The sequence below is a fragment of the Colwellia polaris genome (assembly GCF_002104515.1).
GTDB classification, from domain to species: Bacteria; Pseudomonadota; Gammaproteobacteria; order Enterobacterales; family Alteromonadaceae; genus Cognaticolwellia; species Cognaticolwellia polaris.
In genome coordinates this window covers 436,263-453,923 of sequence record NZ_NBOE01000002.1, presented here as the reverse complement: position 1 = coordinate 453,923, position 17,661 = coordinate 436,263, and the positions used below count along the sequence as shown (strand labels likewise).

The 17,661-nt window shown below is 37.3% G+C and carries 15 protein-coding genes, 1 other RNA gene and 1 pseudogene; 4 read left to right on the top strand and 13 right to left on the bottom strand.

Annotation, left to right across the window (positions count from 1 at the left end; translation table 11 throughout):
• Window positions 1-20 precede the first annotated feature (20 nt).
• Window positions 21-2,771 carry a TonB-dependent receptor domain-containing protein gene (locus B6A32_RS06375; protein WP_233131336.1) on the bottom strand — a complete coding sequence of 917 codons (2,751 nt, stop codon included), beginning with the start codon at window positions 2,769-2,771 and terminating at the stop codon, window positions 21-23.
• An 868-nt stretch (window positions 2,772-3,639) separates the two neighbouring features.
• Here B6A32_RS06375 and B6A32_RS06370 point away from each other — a divergent pair.
• The 4 genes from B6A32_RS06370 to B6A32_RS06355 all read left to right on the top strand — a co-directional run bounded on the left by B6A32_RS06370 (window position 3,640) and on the right by B6A32_RS06355 (window position 7,321).
• On the top strand, window positions 3,640-4,419 hold the full coding sequence (locus B6A32_RS06370; RefSeq protein ID WP_085302381.1) for a TSUP family transporter: 780 nt from the start codon (window positions 3,640-3,642) through the stop codon (window positions 4,417-4,419).
• Window positions 4,420-4,430: 11 nt separating this feature from the next.
• Window positions 4,431-5,033, top strand: coding sequence for a primosomal replication protein PriC (gene priC / locus B6A32_RS06365; RefSeq protein ID WP_085302095.1), 603 nt, complete (start codon window positions 4,431-4,433; stop codon window positions 5,031-5,033).
• A gap of 119 nt (window positions 5,034-5,152) precedes the next feature.
• Window positions 5,153-5,413, top strand: coding sequence for a late competence development ComFB family protein (locus B6A32_RS06360; protein WP_085302094.1), 261 nt, complete (start codon window positions 5,153-5,155; stop codon window positions 5,411-5,413).
• A gap of 78 nt (window positions 5,414-5,491) precedes the next feature.
• Window positions 5,492-7,321, top strand: coding sequence for an SLC13 family permease (locus B6A32_RS06355; protein ID WP_085302092.1), 1,830 nt, complete (start codon window positions 5,492-5,494; stop codon window positions 7,319-7,321).
• A gap of 631 nt (window positions 7,322-7,952) precedes the next feature.
• Here B6A32_RS06355 and ffs read toward each other — a convergent pair.
• From ffs to pspA, 12 genes and pseudogenes are all read right to left on the bottom strand, one after another.
• Window positions 7,953-8,050, bottom strand: an RNA gene (gene ffs, locus B6A32_RS06350) — signal recognition particle sRNA small type.
• Window positions 8,051-8,140: 90 nt separating this feature from the next.
• Window positions 8,141-8,734 carry a 1-acyl-sn-glycerol-3-phosphate acyltransferase gene (locus tag B6A32_RS06345; RefSeq protein ID WP_101685917.1) on the bottom strand — a complete coding sequence of 198 codons (594 nt, stop codon included), beginning with the start codon at window positions 8,732-8,734 and terminating at the stop codon, window positions 8,141-8,143.
• Window positions 8,735-8,750: 16 nt separating this feature from the next.
• A complete protein-coding gene (locus B6A32_RS06340; protein WP_085302090.1) occupies window positions 8,751-9,611 on the bottom strand; it encodes a DUF3014 domain-containing protein in 861 nt (286 codons plus the stop codon).
• 74 nt (window positions 9,612-9,685) lie between these two features.
• A complete protein-coding gene (maiA, locus tag B6A32_RS06335) occupies window positions 9,686-10,327 on the bottom strand; it encodes a maleylacetoacetate isomerase (RefSeq protein WP_085302088.1) in 642 nt (213 codons plus the stop codon).
• Window positions 10,328-10,391: 64 nt separating this feature from the next.
• Window positions 10,392-11,942, bottom strand: coding sequence for a transcriptional regulator TyrR (gene tyrR, locus B6A32_RS06330; RefSeq protein WP_085302086.1), 1,551 nt, complete (start codon window positions 11,940-11,942; stop codon window positions 10,392-10,394).
• A 111-nt stretch (window positions 11,943-12,053) separates the two neighbouring features.
• Window positions 12,054-12,392, bottom strand: coding sequence for a 4a-hydroxytetrahydrobiopterin dehydratase (locus B6A32_RS06325; protein WP_085302084.1), 339 nt, complete (start codon window positions 12,390-12,392; stop codon window positions 12,054-12,056).
• 9 nt (window positions 12,393-12,401) lie between these two features.
• Window positions 12,402-13,211 (bottom strand): annotated as a pseudogene (phhA, locus tag B6A32_RS06320) (phenylalanine 4-monooxygenase); the annotation flags it as partial.
• A 197-nt stretch (window positions 13,212-13,408) separates the two neighbouring features.
• Window positions 13,409-14,422, bottom strand: coding sequence for a YcjF family protein (locus B6A32_RS06315; RefSeq protein ID WP_085302080.1), 1,014 nt, complete (start codon window positions 14,420-14,422; stop codon window positions 13,409-13,411).
• On the bottom strand, window positions 14,419-15,849 hold the full coding sequence (locus tag B6A32_RS06310; protein WP_085302078.1) for a YcjX family GTP-binding protein: 1,431 nt from the start codon (window positions 15,847-15,849) through the stop codon (window positions 14,419-14,421). The genes B6A32_RS06315 and B6A32_RS06310 overlap by 4 nt, the downstream gene beginning before the upstream one ends.
• Before the next feature lie 322 nt (window positions 15,850-16,171).
• Complete coding sequence (gene pspC / locus B6A32_RS06305) at window positions 16,172-16,645, bottom strand: envelope stress response membrane protein PspC (RefSeq protein WP_085302076.1); 474 nt, start codon at window positions 16,643-16,645, stop codon at window positions 16,172-16,174.
• Window positions 16,642-16,869, bottom strand: coding sequence for an envelope stress response membrane protein PspB (pspB, locus tag B6A32_RS06300; RefSeq protein ID WP_085302074.1), 228 nt, complete (start codon window positions 16,867-16,869; stop codon window positions 16,642-16,644). The genes pspC and pspB overlap by 4 nt, the downstream gene beginning before the upstream one ends.
• Window positions 16,870-16,922: 53 nt before the next feature.
• The gene (gene pspA / locus B6A32_RS06295) at window positions 16,923-17,594 is read right to left on the bottom strand and encodes a phage shock protein PspA (RefSeq protein ID WP_085302072.1); all 672 of its coding nucleotides are present in this window, start codon (window positions 17,592-17,594) and stop codon (window positions 16,923-16,925) included.
• Window positions 17,595-17,661: the final 67 nt, after the last annotated feature.

Here is a 17,661-nt window from a genome sequence, read left to right as displayed (position 1 = left end):
AAATTAGTTTTAATTAGTGATTAATTGAACGTGTAAGAAGCACTTAAGAACACACGTGGACCAATAACGTCATACGTTTCTGGGAATGTGTTAGCTTGAGATTGTGAATCACCTAAAGCAGTAGGCTCTTCATCAAATACGTTTTTAATACCAAAGTTAACATTCAGATTTTCGTTAACTAAGTAGCTAGCACTTAAATCAACGTAAATCGCTGCGTCAATTTCTGATACAACTAAGTCACTAGCCTTTAAAGTATTATCAACCATTAACTGGTCATCTTCAGTTGAACCAATGTAACGGAATAATGCAGATAACGTTAAGTCACCGTTTGTCCAGTTAACACGAGTGTTTGCTTGGAAATCAGGTTGTGGCGCGCCACATGTATTACCGTAGTAACCAGCACATTCGTATTCAGTTGGTAAACCAACAATTGGTACAAAATCAGACTTTTCTAGGAAAGTTGAACGGAACTGAATATTTAAGTCAGAGCCGCTATCAAACAAACCAAAATCAAGTTCTGCGTTGTAAGTGATGTTAAAATCAACACCAGCTGTTTCAATTGATGCGATGTTAGCATTCAATGATTGAACGATATCAACGTTACCATCTGCACGACGAGTGATATTTTGACAAGTTTCATGTCCTGCATCTTTTACAATGTTATAACAAACATTCAATGTATTGTTTACACCGTATGAAGAAATAGCATCTTCAATTTCAATGCTGAAATAATCAATAGTGAAATCTAAACCTTCAAAAGGTTGAACAACGATACCAACAGTAAATGTGTCAGAACTTTCTTCTTGTAGTTCTGAGTTACCACCAAATGAACCTTCAATTTGTGAGTTAGCTTGTGTGAAAACACCAACTTGATCAGCTGCAACGCCTGAAGAAATACATAATGCATCACTTGTTACGCCAGCTTGGTAACCACCAACTGAACATGGATCACTTGCACCTGGGAAACCATTTGCAGAACCTTGGAACAATTCAGCAACATTTGGAGCACGTACAGCTGATTGGAAACCAATACGTGTGCTAATCCAATCAGTAGGCGCCCAGTTCAACGCTGCTGCGAATGATGAAACTGCACCAATGTTTGAGTAATCTGCATAACGTGCAGCACCCCAAAAGCTCAAGTCTTCAGCAAATTCTTTGCCACTTAAAAGAGGTAGAGAGAATTCAGTGAAAATTTCACTTGAACTGTACTTACCAACAGTTGGTAAACCAGCATTAAAGCCTAATACATCACCTGCAGCTAAGAATTCATCTGGACGGAAAGATGATTCGTCTTGACGCTTCTCGTAACCGAATACGATACCAGCAGACTCTTCAGCACCTGGAAAAGTAAATGGTAATGCACCAGATACTGTAGCCATAAATACTTCTTGTTTAAGTGTAGTAACGTTTGATGCACCAACGTTTACAAAATTAACTGCGGCGTCAGAGATGTTGCCTTCACCAAAAATATTAATTGGTACACAGCCACCTGAAGTATCTGTACATTCAGTAGCAGCATCATTTGTTAGAAGTGCTTGTTTAAAACGTGAAGCTGAAACATCGTTGTTTAACAGGTTAGATTGATCCATTTGTGAACGACTGTAATAAACATCGTAAGACCAATCGTCGTTAATGTAGCCATCAATACCAACTAAAAGACGCATTGCATCACGTGTATCGATAGATTGGCGTGAACCATTTTCTACCATACGGCGACCTACGAACATTTCGTAGTTGCCAGCGGCATTTAAGTCACCACTTGCTAACATAGCTTCTTGAACGTCTGCACCAAAGAATGCACTATTAGGATTTACTTCGATTGTTGTAAATGCTGGTGTAGGCGCTAATTCTTGTGGAACTTCGTTACGAATGAAAGAAAGTTCACTGTAAATACGAGTCTCATCATTAATGTAGAAATGAGAGAAGGCGTTCATTGTTAAACGTTCTTGTGGTAACTGTAAAAAGTTATCAGGTGCATAGTTAAAACGGTCAGCGCCAGTAAAGGTATTACCTGAGCCGTCTTGGTTAAATCGACCTAAGCTTGAACCTGCATTTGGGCCAGAAATAAGTGTTGGACCACCAAATACACGAGTACCAGGAATGCCTGAAGAACCACCAGCAACTAACTCGCCATCGCCTTCAGTTAACGCAACACTTGCAAAGTCACGGTCGCCTTGGAATAAAGATTCACGCTTAGAATAACCAACGTAAAGTACTGCGTTACCACGGTCATCAGCAAAGTTGCCACCCATGGTTAAATCTAAGTTAAATTTCTCAGCATCGCCTTCAGTCGTTACATCGTATAACGTTGAAATTTCAACACCTTCAAAATCATCTTTCATTTTAAAGTTAACAACACCACCGATTGCATCTGAACCGTATACCGCAGAAGCACCACCAGTGATGATTTCAACGTTTTCGATTAAAGAAGCTGGGATCGTGTTTAAATCAACTACGCCTGATTGGTTTGAAGGAACCCAACGACGACCGTTAACCATAACTAACGTACGTGAAGTACCTAAACCACGTAAATCTACTGTTGCTGTACCGTCACCAGGGTTGTTTGAGCTAGGACCAAATGAAGGCAATGTAGAAGGTAACTCAGCAAGTTTTTGCTCGATGTTAAGGTTACCTGAAATTGCGAATTCTTGAGCGCTAATTTCGATGATAGGTGTTACAGCTGTTAATTCTGAACGACGAATACGTGAACCAGTTACCTGGATACGTTCAACACCTTTTTCTTCTGCTGCAGCTTCTTCAGCGAATGCCATAGCACTTGGTGCAGCTAGAACAGTAGTTGTTGCGCCAGCTACAAGAGCTAAACGAACAGCTTTAGTAAGCTTGTTACTTTGATACTTTGATACATTGATATACTCCCTGGACCACTTTCGTGATACTAGTGTTTAATTTCAAGACTATGTTGTCTTGTTGTTGAATTACTAATTCGGTTAATAACCAAATCTTTCAGCTAAGATATTAAACTTAATCTTGTTAATGGGTCAACACAAACAGTTACGTTTTATTTACATAATTCACTTATGGCATTAAAAGGCAGTCAAAAAACGTATGTTAACAATCAAGTAACAAAGTACACAAAATAAGCGATTTCTCATTAAAAATCATATCTTCGATGTATTTAAAGTCGATTACCGCCAATAAAAACACACAAATAAATGAATTTAAAACAACAGCTTATAGGGTCTTTATGTTTTATGGGTTATTGAATGAGCACAAAAAAACAAATAGTTTTTTCAGGTATTTATAAAAAAAACGACAAAAACAACATTTAACCTAATTAACAATAACTTACACACACAAACAACTTACGTAAACAAATTGAAACAGTTTTTGATATTTATTTTCATTTATTTTGTAACCAAGCTCAAATTTGGCAATAAATAGTGATTTTATCTCACCCACAATCCTATTTTAGGGCCTTTCACCGTTTAATTTAAATACACTGTTTGTGAATATTTATCTAAAAATATTTTATACGCTGTTAAATTTCGAATCAGAAGTACACAAAAATAAACTTTGCTTCGCAGAAAAATACTCTCAATTTGAGTTAGAAATCTAGATAAATTCATGATTGCATTGTGGTATAGTTACCCGCAAATTTACTATGCAAAACATTCTATGATCATGGATCCTGCCCTAGACATTAGTTTATGGATAACCTTATGTAGTGTCGGCTTTGTTGCTGGGCTAATTGATGCTATTGCTGGCGGCGGCGGCATGCTTACCGTGCCTACATTATTAACCTCTGGTTTACCACCACACGTTGCACTTGGTACGAATAAACTTGCTGCCTCTTTTGGTTCATTTACAGCATCTTTTACTTTTTATCGAAAAAAACTTTTTAATCCTAAATATTGGCGTCTAGCTATTATCGCCACTGCTATTGGCGCTATCTTAGGTACTGTAATTGTTAATTTTTTATCTGTCGAGTTTCTAGATAAGTACATTCCAGTGCTTGTAGTATTAACCGCTGTATACACTTTATTATCGCGCTCAGTTTCCAGTAAAGTGATAGGCTTACCGATAAAAAATAGAATTATAAAAATTAAACAAGTAATACAAGGGCTTATTTTAGGCTTTTATGATGGCGTTGCTGGACCGGGAACGGGTGCCTTTTGGGTAAGTTCATCAAATGCCTTATATAAAATCGATATTCTACTTAGTTCAGGGTTAGCCCGCTCGACAAATTTTGTCAGTAATTTCTTTAGCTTGTTAACTTTTATTTACCTAGGCCACGTTAACTTTGTATTAGGCCTTTCAATGGGGTTTTTCATCATGCTTGGTGCCTGGGTCGGTGCTAATTGGGCCATTAAATTGGGTAGTAAATTTATACGCCCTACTTTTATTACAGTGGTTATTCTTATGTCGGCTAACTTAGGCTATCAAGCTTGGTTTAGTTAGAAGGGTTAAGTATGCACAATGCGATTAATAAAATTCATGCAATTCTCGATCAGCTTAATGTGCAGGCCAACATTGTTGATCAACAAAATAAGCACTCAAAATCTCATAAAATAATTCAAGAAAATGATATTTTCTCTGAAAAATTATTTCTTACTCACAGTGATCTGTTTCAACCTTATGTTGACGAGGTAAAAAATAAAACTAATGAATTGGCTAGACTTTTAGCTGCAAATAAAAACACGCTTGCGCATACGCGCTTACTTACTATTGAACAGCAAATTTCCGCGTTAAGAAATGCGTTAAATGCAAACAGTACTTTACATAAAGAGCCAGCACAAAGGCTTGTGGCAATAAAATCTAGACGTTATAAAAAAGCAGCTCAGGCTGTAATGCAATCTAGTCATAACCTGCATAAAAAGCTCAATGAAACTGTTGAGTTCGAAAGACGTTTACTCGAAATGATACAAACTCGTGAGAAACAGTTTCATGGGGCCTCTGTAAAAAAATCAAAACAATTAACTGACGAGGTGCTTGCTATTCACCAACGTCTTGGTCGATGCCGACAAGCAATTTCTAAACTTGAACGCGAAATAGCGAGTGCTGAAAAACGTTAAAACATGTTTAACATTTAATCTTTACAATTTAAATTAATGCTCATAAAGAAAAAAAGATTGGTGTTTTCATTACACTAGCATTAGGCTTGAAAATATAACCACCAAAAAAAGTTATTAACATGAACATTCCCGACGATATTCATAATTATTACGAAAAGTTAGTTTCGCAACATTTCTCGGCATTGAAACTAGAAGATAGCTATGATGCTGAATTTTTAGCAGATTTAGTTTGTGTAGTTTTGAATCAACTGCCCACACGCTACATTCGACATGAAGTTGACATGGCTTTTTATTTACCCGCATCTGAACGTTTTGAGATGGAAAACAATGTTAAAGTTGCGGCTTCCAAAGCATTAGCATTCATGAAAGAACATAATTAGTACATGCTAAATTTTGTTATGCCGTTGCTTTCTCGGCTAGCTTTCATAACCTAACATATAAAATAAGTGGTCATAACGTTGAATATTCCTGATATCCCTAACAATCATGCTTTAGCTGTTCTGCTGATAACCGTTTTAGCGCTCTATTTATTCCGTCGTGAAGATATACCGCTAGAAACTTCATCGCTTGCTGTAATAGCCATATTAGCGGTAATGTTTGCCGTTTTTCCATTTTCTGTTGATGGCGTACATTTTGAACCTAGTGCTTTATTTTTTGGTTTTGGGCATGAGGCCTTAGTTACGGTTTGCTCACTGATGATTATTGGCCATGGCATAGTACGCACAGGTGCGTTAGAGCCTATAGGACGATATCTGGCCAAATTGTGGAAAATCAGCCCCGCATTGTCTCTGCTAATTACACTTGTTTTAGCCGGAACATTAAGTGCCTTTATAAATAACACGCCGGTTGTAGTGCTGTTACTGCCTATTTTAATTAGTGTATCTTTGCGTACTAAAACCGACTCGTCCCCGATGTTACTGCCAATGGGTCTTGCTACATTAGTTGGTGGTATGGCAACGACTATTGGCACATCAACTAACTTGTTGGTTGTAAGTATTGCTAAAAATATGGGCGCTGCTGAATTTGGCCTTTTTGACTTTGCACAACCTGCTCTTATTGCCGCTGTTGTTGCCATTGCTTATTTATGGATTATCGCGCCTAAATTACTGCCAAGTCGCTCTCCATCCATGCCTGATACTTCGCCTAGAATTTTCAGTGCCTACCTTAATATAAATGAAGAAAGTACAAGTAATGAAAAAACTATTACTGAAATTATAGCGTTAACAGATGGCCAATTAAAAATAGAAAGCATCCAACGCGGTCCTGAAAATCGTAATATTGTACCTTTGCCAGACACGGTACTCGTTGTTGGCGATAGATTAAAAGTACATGATTATCCCGATAGACTTAAAGAATACGAAACCGTGCTTGGCGCTACCTTATTCTCTGGGCAACATAAAGTTGATGAAGATCATCCATTAAAGGCTGAAAAACAAATTTTAGCTGAAATTGTAATTGTTGCTGGTTCCGGCATTGAGGGTAGAACATTACAAGAAGCCAACTTTATTAATAAACACGCGATCACTGTTGTAGCTTTGCACAGAGCAGGTAAAGCAATGGAGATAGGACGTAACGGTATTGGTAAAACGCGTTTAAAAATTGGTGATGTATTGCTAGTTCAAGGTGAAATAGAGCAAATAGCCGCATTAAAAGAAAAGCCCGGCTTGTTAGTTATTGATGGCGCAGAATCATTACCTCAAACAAGTAAAGCCCCTATAGCTTTAGGTACTTTATTGGCGGTAGTTGTATCGTCAGCACTAGGCATTTTACCCATCGAAATCAGCTCTGTTTGTGGTGTTTTAATACTTTTGTTAACTAAATGTTTAGATTGGCAAGAAGCTTCATCGGCACTTAGCACCCAAGTAATATTAATTGTTGCTGCCTCATTAGCCTTAGGTTCTGCAATGATGATGACCGGTGGAGCAGAATATATTGCACAAGTTTTTGTTGCCGTTTCATATGGATTGCCTCCAGGTGGTGTTTTAGCGTCATTAATGTTGTTACTAGCCATATTAACAAATATTGTTTCTAACAACGCAGCAGCGGTAATAGGCACACCTATTGCCATTTCTGTCGCGAGCCAATTAAACCTTTCCCCTGAACCATTTATTTTAGCGGTTTTATTTGGTGCTAACTTAAGTTATGCAACACCTATGGCTTATAAAACGAATTTACTGGTAATGAATGCAGGAGGATATAAGTTCTCTGACTTTATGCGTATTGGTATTCCATTGATTCTTTTAATGTGGGTAACACTGTCTTTATTATTAAGCTGGATGTATTTATAACGAGGGTTTATTTTTACGGTAAAATAGTTACCGTAATAGATATTGAAGGCAAGCATAATAATTAATTTATCGCTTGCCTTTACGCTCAATTTTTGGCTTTCAAAACCCAATGACTCTTGAGCCTCAGCAGATTCTCGGCCCTAAACATATCGATAACACACACCTGTTTCAATTTTACTAACTCATTGAGCATTTACAACGAGCTAACAACTGAGTTTCCACGTTATGTGCAATCCCTACGACCGCCTATTGTTAAATCATCAGATTTAAATTTGAGTCATGAACGTTAAGATAAAGGGTTTGAATTTAAGTCTTCAGTTACCACTACAGTTTTGTTGAAATAATGCCAGAAATAATGCCAGAATATATGTTTAATCTTATGTCACCTAGCCTTTACATGTAATTAGTAAACTAGCTATGCTTTAAAGTATATATTTTAGATCTTTAATGACACATTGCGATAGTGTTTTTACTACATTTAACGTCGGTTACCTAATTAAGTTAATTGCAAATAAAAAAGGCATTAAATATTAGCTAGTCATGCCTAAAAATGAGGTTTAATAAATATTGCTGAATGGGATAGAGACTATTGCTAAAGAGTATTGCTATGGAGAAAGGAATTGGGTGGCAACCCTAATAGCCAACACTCCGGCACATGAGTCGTCTGCTGCGGTTGCTTCCTTCCGGACCTGGCCGAGTTCACAGAGTATCATTGCGGAGGGACCAAAAGGGTCACCATAGTGGCGCTAAAAAAATCTCTTTAACGCGGCGCGAATTATCGCTAAACAAACGCTTCGTTGCAAGCGCTAGTTGCTAATTTTAAACTGCTTGTGGTTTTTTTGCACAAACACCTAAAAATACTTGCTTAAATTCAATTAATTCTTGAGCTATGTCACCGGTTATTTTTACTGCTGGATGAAATCTCACTTCTTTCTTAGCAAAGTCAAAACTCACCGGCACTACTGGTACATTTGCTTGTTTAGCAATATGTAAAAAACCAGTTCTCCACTCAACTGTTTTACTACGTGTACCTTCCGGCGCTATACCTAGTATGAATTGCTCATTAGATTCAAATTCATTAACGATTTGCCCAACAACACCGTGGCTATGGTTTCGATCAACACCAATCCCACCAATGCTGTTTAATAATGACTTTATCGGCCAACGAAAAATACTGCCTTTTGCCAAAAATGATACTTTAAGATTTAGAGTAAACATTGCAGCAATACCAACAAAAAAATCCCAGTTTGAAGTATGAGGTGCTACCGCAAGAATAAACTTAGGGTGCTGAGGTAACTCGCCACTAATTTGCCAACCACAGCGCAGCATTATTTGACTTGCAAGCTTACTTAACACCCCATAATGTCTTGTTGCAATACATGCTGGTACGGTTGGTAATATTAATTTCTTCATCTGTTGCTTTGCCAACTTAACGTGATCTAGCTAATTTTTCATTAATCTCAAGCATTACTGATTTAATCACAAGTAAGTTTTCCTTGCCTAATCTTAATAATAACTTTTCTGCATCATCTAATGATTCTAATGACTCATCTTTATATTTATACATAACGCTAGGGCGTGATAATTCGAGCTGTTCTTTAGGGATTTCCATATCTAACACCTTAGTTATCGCATTTTGCAGCTTGTCGGTGAAGTCCTCCTCTGGGTAGCCTAGCTCGGCATAAGCCTGGTCAATTAGCGGCTTTAATTCACCATACCATTGCACCAGCATTTCACTGTCCATTGAACGCAGAAGATCAACGTACATGCTAAAACGACGAGTACTAGATTCATCCCATTGCCATTGTGTGCCTTGTTCAGTTTCTTGCTCTAAGGCTGTAAACTTTGTGTTTGGTGTAACTAACGGTGTGTGCTCGTAAGCTAAAGTGCCTTGACTGAAGTTATCAGTAAACACTACAAATCGGCGGATCATATCGTCTGTTACTACCAGTTTTAGTAACTCTTTTCGCCAAGTCAATTCAGGTAACTTTGTACTAAACCAAGTATCGCTTTCATCTAAGGTAGGTAAAATTATTTCTGGCTCAATATCTACCGTATCTTCTTCAGTTGGATCTACAGAGAGCTCAGGCTCAATTATTTCAGGTGGTAATTCTGGCACTTTGATCGGCTCTTCAACCGTTTCGATCACAGCCGTAGTGTTTGCTTCGATAGTATCGCTTTTGTCGGCTGAAATAACATAGTAGTAAATCACGAAGGCGATAATCGCAGCTATAATTATTGCAATAACAGCCCAAGGTGTTTGTTTTTCTTCGGTATGTTGAATTGACATAATAACCCTTGTTTATTGAAAAAGTGAATGAAGAATAATAAGTTTATAACGTTAACAGTTTAATTATATCTGCTTTATTTTTGTGCATCTTCCTGATTTTCAGGAAGTGCCGCAATAAAGGCTGGGTGCTTATTACAATTGTCGACTACTCGACATATATTTGGAAACTTGCTCATATCAAGGTTAAATCGATTGGCATTATATACTTGCGGCACTAAACAAATATCAGCCATTGTAATGTTATCGCCGAAACAATATTGACCAGCATTAAGTTTCAATTGTTTCTCAATAGCAGTAAAACCGATATTCATCCAATGATGGCTCCAAATAAGCTTATCACTTTCTGGCAACGAAAAGCTTTTTACTAAGTATTGTTGTACTCGCAAATTGTTAACGGGATGCATTTCACAGGCTACATCTAAAGCAAGTGCTTTTACTTTTGCTTTAATCACGATATTTTCCGGATAAATAGCAACAGAAGGAAATTTTTCGTCTAGATATTCTATAATAGCAATTGATTGATGCAACTTAATGTCTTCATCAACTAACGTGGGTACTAAATGTGTTGGATTCAAATCGGTGTAAGCATCTTTGTGTTGTTCACCACCGTCTTTTACTAAATGTACTGGAACCGATTCAAATACTAGCCCTTTAAGGTGCATAGCAATTCTAACTCTATATGCGGCAGAAGAACGCCAATAACCATATAATTTCATTTATAATACTCAAGTAGTTTTAAAAAACGCCAATACGTTAATGAACAATATTGGCATATTTACATTATATTTTAACGGTTTTTTTGTTGATATCGTAGTCACGTAATTTATTAGCAATTGCCGTATGACTAAGCCCTAACTTTTTCGCTAACTGTCTTGTGCTTGGGTAAGCTGGATAAAGTTTACGTAATAAGTCAGCTTCAAAATTTTTCACTGCCGCGTCTAGTGTTCCTTCAAAATCTTGCTCAAGATAACCGTGTTCTCGCGTATAGGCAGGCAGCTGTAAATGCGAAGTCATAATAATATTGTTTTCTATTAATGACACGGCTCGTATCAATACATTTTCAAGTTGCCTAACATTACCTGGCCATGGGTAATGCTCAATAAACTCAAGACACTCAGCGTCAAATGAAATATGTGTTTTACCAATACGTTGACCAAATTTAGCCACAAAAAGTTCCGCTAAAGGCACAATATCAGCACGACGTTCACGTAATGATGGAATATTAAGACCTAAAACATTCAAGCGATAATACAGATCTTCTCTAAACTCACCTAGCGATACCATATTAAGTAAATCACGATTTGTTGACCCGATAATGCGCACATTTACTTTAATTTCTTGCTCATCATCAATACGCCTAAAGGTGCCGTCTTGAATAACTCTGAGTACTTTGGTTTGTAATTTAGCCGACATTTCGCCAACTTCATCAAAAAATATAGTGCCGCCATCAGCTGATTCAAATATACCGCGCTTGCTATTAGCTTGACCTGCAGCTCCAGCACCAAATAACTCTGTTTCTGCGGCATCGTCTGGTAATGCTGCACAACTTAAGGTCATAAAAGGTTTATCGGCACGATCACTAGCAGCATGGCAGGCCCGAGCCAATAACTCTTTACCTGTTCCTGTTTCTCCAACAATCAGCATTGAAGAATCAAGTAAGGCCATACGTTTTGCTTCGCGAATTAATTTACGCATTGCACTACTGTTAGTTTGAATGCCATTAAAGTCATTCTCATTAGCCTTTTTAAAAACACTGATTTGCTGACCTAATCTAGCTTCTGATTTTAATATGATAACCGCACCTGCAAGTACATGTTTTTCATCGTCATCAGCAATATGAATTGGGATAATATCAGCTACAAAATCATCGTCTTGGAATTTAACCCTGCGGGTTTGAGCTAACACTTCCTCACCATCAAGCCATCGCGATAAATTAAAACCCTTCAGCCATTGGCCAACATGCTCGCCAATAATATGCTCTAACGATTCACACATTATTTGTGCCGCAATGTTATTTACTACCCGTACTTGTCCTTTATTGTCTACTGAAATAAAAGGATCAGGGAAAGTTTTGACTAATGTTTCAAATTCATTGCGCTCTCGCTCAGATGGCATATAAGGCGTAGTTTTAACATCAATAATACCGTCAATTAAGCGTAACTGAGGCATAAAGCTTTGCAACTCTGAAAACTCTAAATCAGGAATGTTAATGAAAATTTTCCCCGGTCTTTTAACCTCGATACCTCGTAGGTCAATCCCACGTTCAACAAATATCGCTAACACACTTTGCGCAATACCGACTCGGTCATGGCAACCAATTTCTAAACGCATTTATTAACCTCAGCAAACATCAAAATCTAATAGCGCTATTGTAAACTAATTTTTACAACAAAAAAAAGCCCCCTGTCATAGGAGGCTTAATATTATTGTTGTAAGTAAACGTTACAGAAGTTGATCAGTTTTTGCCGCACAAATAAAATCATTCTTGTGCAGCCCTTTAATTGCATGGGTCCACCAGGTAACTTTAACTTTACCCCATTCTAATAAAATGGCTGGGTGATGAAATTCTTGCTCTGCTAATTCAGAAACTTTATTTGCAAAAGCCCACGCTAATTTATAGTTTTTAAACTTATAAACACGTTCAAGCATCATAACGCCATTATTAACTTCAGGAACCCAGTCAGGTATTTGAGATAATAAACTTGCTAATTCGTCGTCGCTAACTTTTGGTGCATCGACCTGACATGCTTCACATTGTTGATTTGATAATTCGCCACTCATAATATTTCCTTAACTTGCTTTTAATTCAAACTTTGCCGGATGTAGACCAATCTTTTTAGCTTGCTCTACTAACGCCATAATGTCTTCTACTTCTAATTTACGTATATCATCTAAGTCGCTAACTTTAGTCAGCATAAAATAAACTGGTTGCATAATATCAATACGATATTGTGTGCGAAGCACATCTAAAACATCGAGAGGTTTTCTTTCTACTGATTTATCATTTAATGCGTATTCAGTTTCACTAGGTGAAGACAAAATTCCCCCACCGTAAACACGTAAACCTTTAGGGGTATCTAATAAACCAAACTCTACTGTAAACCAATAAAGTCGAGCTAAAAATACGCGATCTTCTTTTGAGGCATTTAATCCCATCATGCCATAGGCTTGCGTATAATTTGCAAACGATTCATTGGTTAATAATGGGCAATGACCGTATATTTCATGGAAAATATCAGGCTCTTGTAAATAATCGAACTCTTCTTGCGAGCGAATAAATGTAGCAACCGGGAATTTTCGTTCTGAAAGCAATCTAAAAAATTCACCAAAACCTATCAAAGCGGGTACAGGCTCACAGCTCCACCCTGTGGTTGCTTGTAAAACTTTACTGACCTCTGCTAATTGCGGAATTCTATCAAGCGGTAGGTTGAGTTTAGTTAACCCTTCATTAAACTCGTCACAAGCGGTGTCTTTTACCGTAGAAAGCTGACGCGTTATTAATGCTTGCCATATTTTGTTTTCAGTTGCGGTCCATGCAATATTGCCATGCTCATCTGCAACTTTTGAGACGTATTTAGTTACCTTAGCCATTTTTAACCTTACTTGTTGATATCAAATTTATTATTAATTTTATTTTGATATCTAAACTATTTAGTTGTCACAATAGTAAGGCAACATCTGTAGAAAAAGCACTACTTGCTAAGTGTCTACTTTTCAACCAGAACATTAAATGTGTAAAATTTGTGTTACATGAAAATGTACAAAAACAAAAAACTGCTTTATTTTCAATGGCTAATTTATTTTTTATTCACTAGTGATTGTACTTGGCTAACAACTTGTTGACGTATATGCGCTAATTTAGGTGCATCATCTGAAAAAGGAATTGGTCGACATAAATGCATAGCTTTAAGTCCTAATCTTGCCGTTAACATTCCCGCACCTAACCCTTGTGCCATGCGCGCTGATAGCTTGCCTAATAACTCTACACCTAACAAGTCTGCTCCTAAATCTGCCACTAACTCACTCGCGCCAGCATAGGCCATATTTATAAAAACTTGCTTAATTAACTTTATGCGACTCCAGTAGCCTAATTTAAGCCCGTACAAGGCAGAAATTTTATTAATCATCCGCAAGTTTCGCCATAGCATCAGTAACATATCAATAATAGCAATAGGACTTAATGCGACCAACACCACAGATTCAGAGGAGAATTTTGCAATTTCTTTTAATGCTTTTTGGTCAACCTGAGATAAGATATTTCGCTCGTATAGCTGCATTATTTCTGCATCGCTATATTCTTCAAGGTTCAATTTATGCCATGAACTATGATCGAACTCAGCTAAGTCTCCCGGTAAGCGTTTAGAAATTTTATCACATAACGTTTTTGCATCTAAGTCTGATTCATTATTAACAATTTCTTGCGCATTATTTTTAAGCTTCTGCTGATATTTGAACTGTCTGAGCCCTGCATACTCTCGCCAAGCAGTACGACCACAAACTACTGATAATCCGCCCAAAAGTACGGCATATAAGCTAGCAATAAGTGGTGATTGACTAAAGCCATTAATGAAAAACTGTACCGCCTCAACCCCAACTAAGGTAATAAATACTAATCCAATTGTTCGCCATAACCAGCTTGGTTTTTCTATTTCAGTTGTAACAGTATCTTCTACTTTTTCTATGTGCTCATCACTTACCCAGTCTTCTTCATTAACAACAATTTGCGGGGTATTTTCTTTTATGGCGCTGTCATCAACATCGAGTGTGTCGAACAGTATTTGCTGTTGATATTTTTCTTTATTTTCTATCATTTTAATTTATCTCCAAGCAAAAATTGCAACATTTGATCCATGCGAAGGTGCGGTAAACACTCGTCAATACTCGCCGACTCTATTGGTGCAAAAGCAATATAGTTAAAAGCTTGTTTTTGCCAGTACTCCAGGGTGGGAATGCTTGCAGGAACAGTACCTGGAAATAGTGTGAGCATTTTGTCATTACTCAACTGTCGCCCTTTTATCACTGGAATGTTCTGTCCTTGATATTGGCTTTTCCCTACTTTTGTCGCCTTAATGGAGGCAATAGCTAATGTTTTCATTTTAATGGCATCAAAACTTAACGTTTGTTTGGTTTGAAAAACAAGTTTATTCAGTAATGACACCAAATTTTCATGCTGCTCAGGTGTTACATGATCGGCCTTAGTTGCCGCAAAAAGGAGCCGGTCAATCTTTGGCGAAAATAAGCGCGAGAATAAGCTCGATTGACCATACTGAAAGCTTTCCATGATCATCGCGATAGCATTTTGTAAATCAGCAAAGCTCTCTGGGCCTTTATTAAGTGGCGTTAAACAGTCAGCAAGCACAATTTGGCGGTCAAAATTAACAAAGTGTTCTTTATAAAAACGCCTTACAACACGTTCTTTATATTCAATGTATCTTGCACGTAACATACCGATATAACAGTCGTCTTTAGCATTTTGATATTCATTACTGTCGATTTCATCAAAACCACTAAAAGGAAAGAACTGTAAAATTGGCGCATCTTCAAGCTCGCCTGGAAGAATGAATCGCCCGGGTTGAATAACCGATAAACCAAGTTGATGGCGAAAAAGTAACAGTAAATCAGTGTACTCTTGCGATAATTGCGCTAAAACTGCTTCTTCGACACTGGCGAACGGGTCAAACTCGGCTAATTTATCTAGAAATGCTTTTGCGTGCTCATTTCTAGGCGCTTGCATTAGCAGTGCAGTTGTTTGTTTTGACCACTCTTCAAACGTTTGCGATAACATCGGCAAATCGAGCAACCATTCTCCTGGGTAATCTGTTATATCAATATAGAGTGTTGCTGACTCTGTAGCATACTTTAAGATCGAGTCTTTCGGTTGATAACGTACCGCTAGTCGTAACTCGCTGATACCATTAGTGGGTTTAGGCCATTTTGAAGGTGATTGACACAAAGCAGATAAAGCCCCGTCATATTCAAAGCGGGGAATATGTAAATGTTTTTGAGGTACACGTTTAGCGGCAATATAACGCCCCTGATGAACAACATTAAAAAAACTTAACTGAGAGTTATTCCCCTCATTCAATAACTGATTTACCAAAGAAGTAATGAAAGCAGTTTTACCGCTCCGGCTAAGCCCTGTTACAGCTAGCGTAATATGTTGATCGATAGAACGATTAACAATGTCGCTAGCTTTTTGTTTTAACTTATCTAACTTCGCTTTATTAATAAATGCCATGCTTGGTTACTATCTTTTATGTTTTTCAATATGTTGAAGGGAATAAGAATTACTGATGCACAGTAAAATGACAAGCGATATTTTAAATTGCGTACTTACTTTTAGATATAAATAACAATAATTTTTTTAACCATTGCAGCAATAAATAGTTAAAAAAAGTGACTTGAATAACTTATGTTATAAGTCGATATTATCGCTTATATAAGCTTTACAAAGGTTTTGAACCAGCCTTCTGCTTGTAACTTATATAGTAATAATTCATGCAATATTTTAATAGTTTTCATAATTTAGGTATTAAAAAAAGCGGCTAGGCCGCTTTAATTTATAGCTTATTTATTTCTCGAGAAACGGTAAATTCAGGCGAGGTCACATAACGTTCAATCACTTGTAATTCTAACTCTAAAGTTTGAAACTTTCGTCTAATATCATGAAATGCTTGTTTTGGCGGCTCTCCGGCTTGCCAGATACGAGATTTCACTTTAATCGACTCATTGGTTATGTCATCTTCATCATTAGTATGATGCGAACCGGTTTTATTCTCAGCCTGATATTGGCTCCCTTGTGCAAAATTGCCTTTGTGAGCATGACTAAAATTGGCTGGCTTTTTATCTAGAATAAACCAAGCAGCAATATAAATAACAATAAACCACTCCATGCCAAGCAACACACCTGAAACAACCAATATGCGCACTAACCATGATTCCCAACCAAAGTAATCGGCAATGCCTGCACAAACACCCGCTAATTTTCCTTGGCTCGCATTTCTATATAACTCACCTCGGGGCTTGCTGGTCATAATTTATTTCTCCACTCCGGTGTTTCAGCATCTAAAATAGCTTCAAGAGTTTTAATTCTGTCTGCCATTTTGTCAGCCAGTGTCGATAACTCAGTTAATTGAATATACTCTTCTTCACTGAAACCCTGACTTATTTGGCGTTTACTTCGATAATGTAATATCAACCAAATAGGCGCTACTACAACCATAAATATAATAACTGGGGCGATGATAATCTCATCCACAATAACTCTCCTTTAATGTTGTCTGACGCAGGTAATAAATAGCTATCGTCTAATTATTTTGTTTTAGGCTCTGATTTCATTTTAGCTTTTAATTGCGCTAATTCATCATCAACTTTATCATCTGATGCTAAATCTGCAATTTCATCGGCTAAAGACTTGCTACCCATATCATAAGACTCTACCTGTGCTTCTATATCATCAATTTTACGTTCGTAACGGTCGAAACGACTTAAGGCGTCATTCACACGATCACTATCAATATTCTTTTTAACTTTTAAACGCGAGTGAGCTGTTTTTTCGCGCATAATAATCGCTTTTTGACGAGACTTAGCATCGGCTAGCTTATCTTGAAGCTGTGAAATTTCACTTTGCAACTTAGCAATATGTTCATCTACATGTGATAATTCTTCAGTTAATGCTGCTGCATTTTCAGCACATTTTTTCTTTTCCATTAATGCTGCACGCGCTAAGTCTTCACGATCTTTGCTTAAAGCTAATTCAGCTTTTTCTTGCCATTGCGTAGCATCTGTTTCAAATCGACTTATTTGGCGTGCTAAATCCTTCTTATCTGCTAAAGTTTTTGCTGATGAAGAGCGAACTTCAACTAACGTATCTTCCATTTCTTGTATGATCAAGCGTACCATTTTTGCAGGATCTTCTGCTTTGTCTAATAAGTTGTTAATATTAGAATTAATGATATCCGTAAACCTTGAAAAAACACCCATAATTACTTCCTCATTCAAAAAATTACTTTAATTGTCTTAGCTTTTACTATTCACGTTCTGCGCCAAG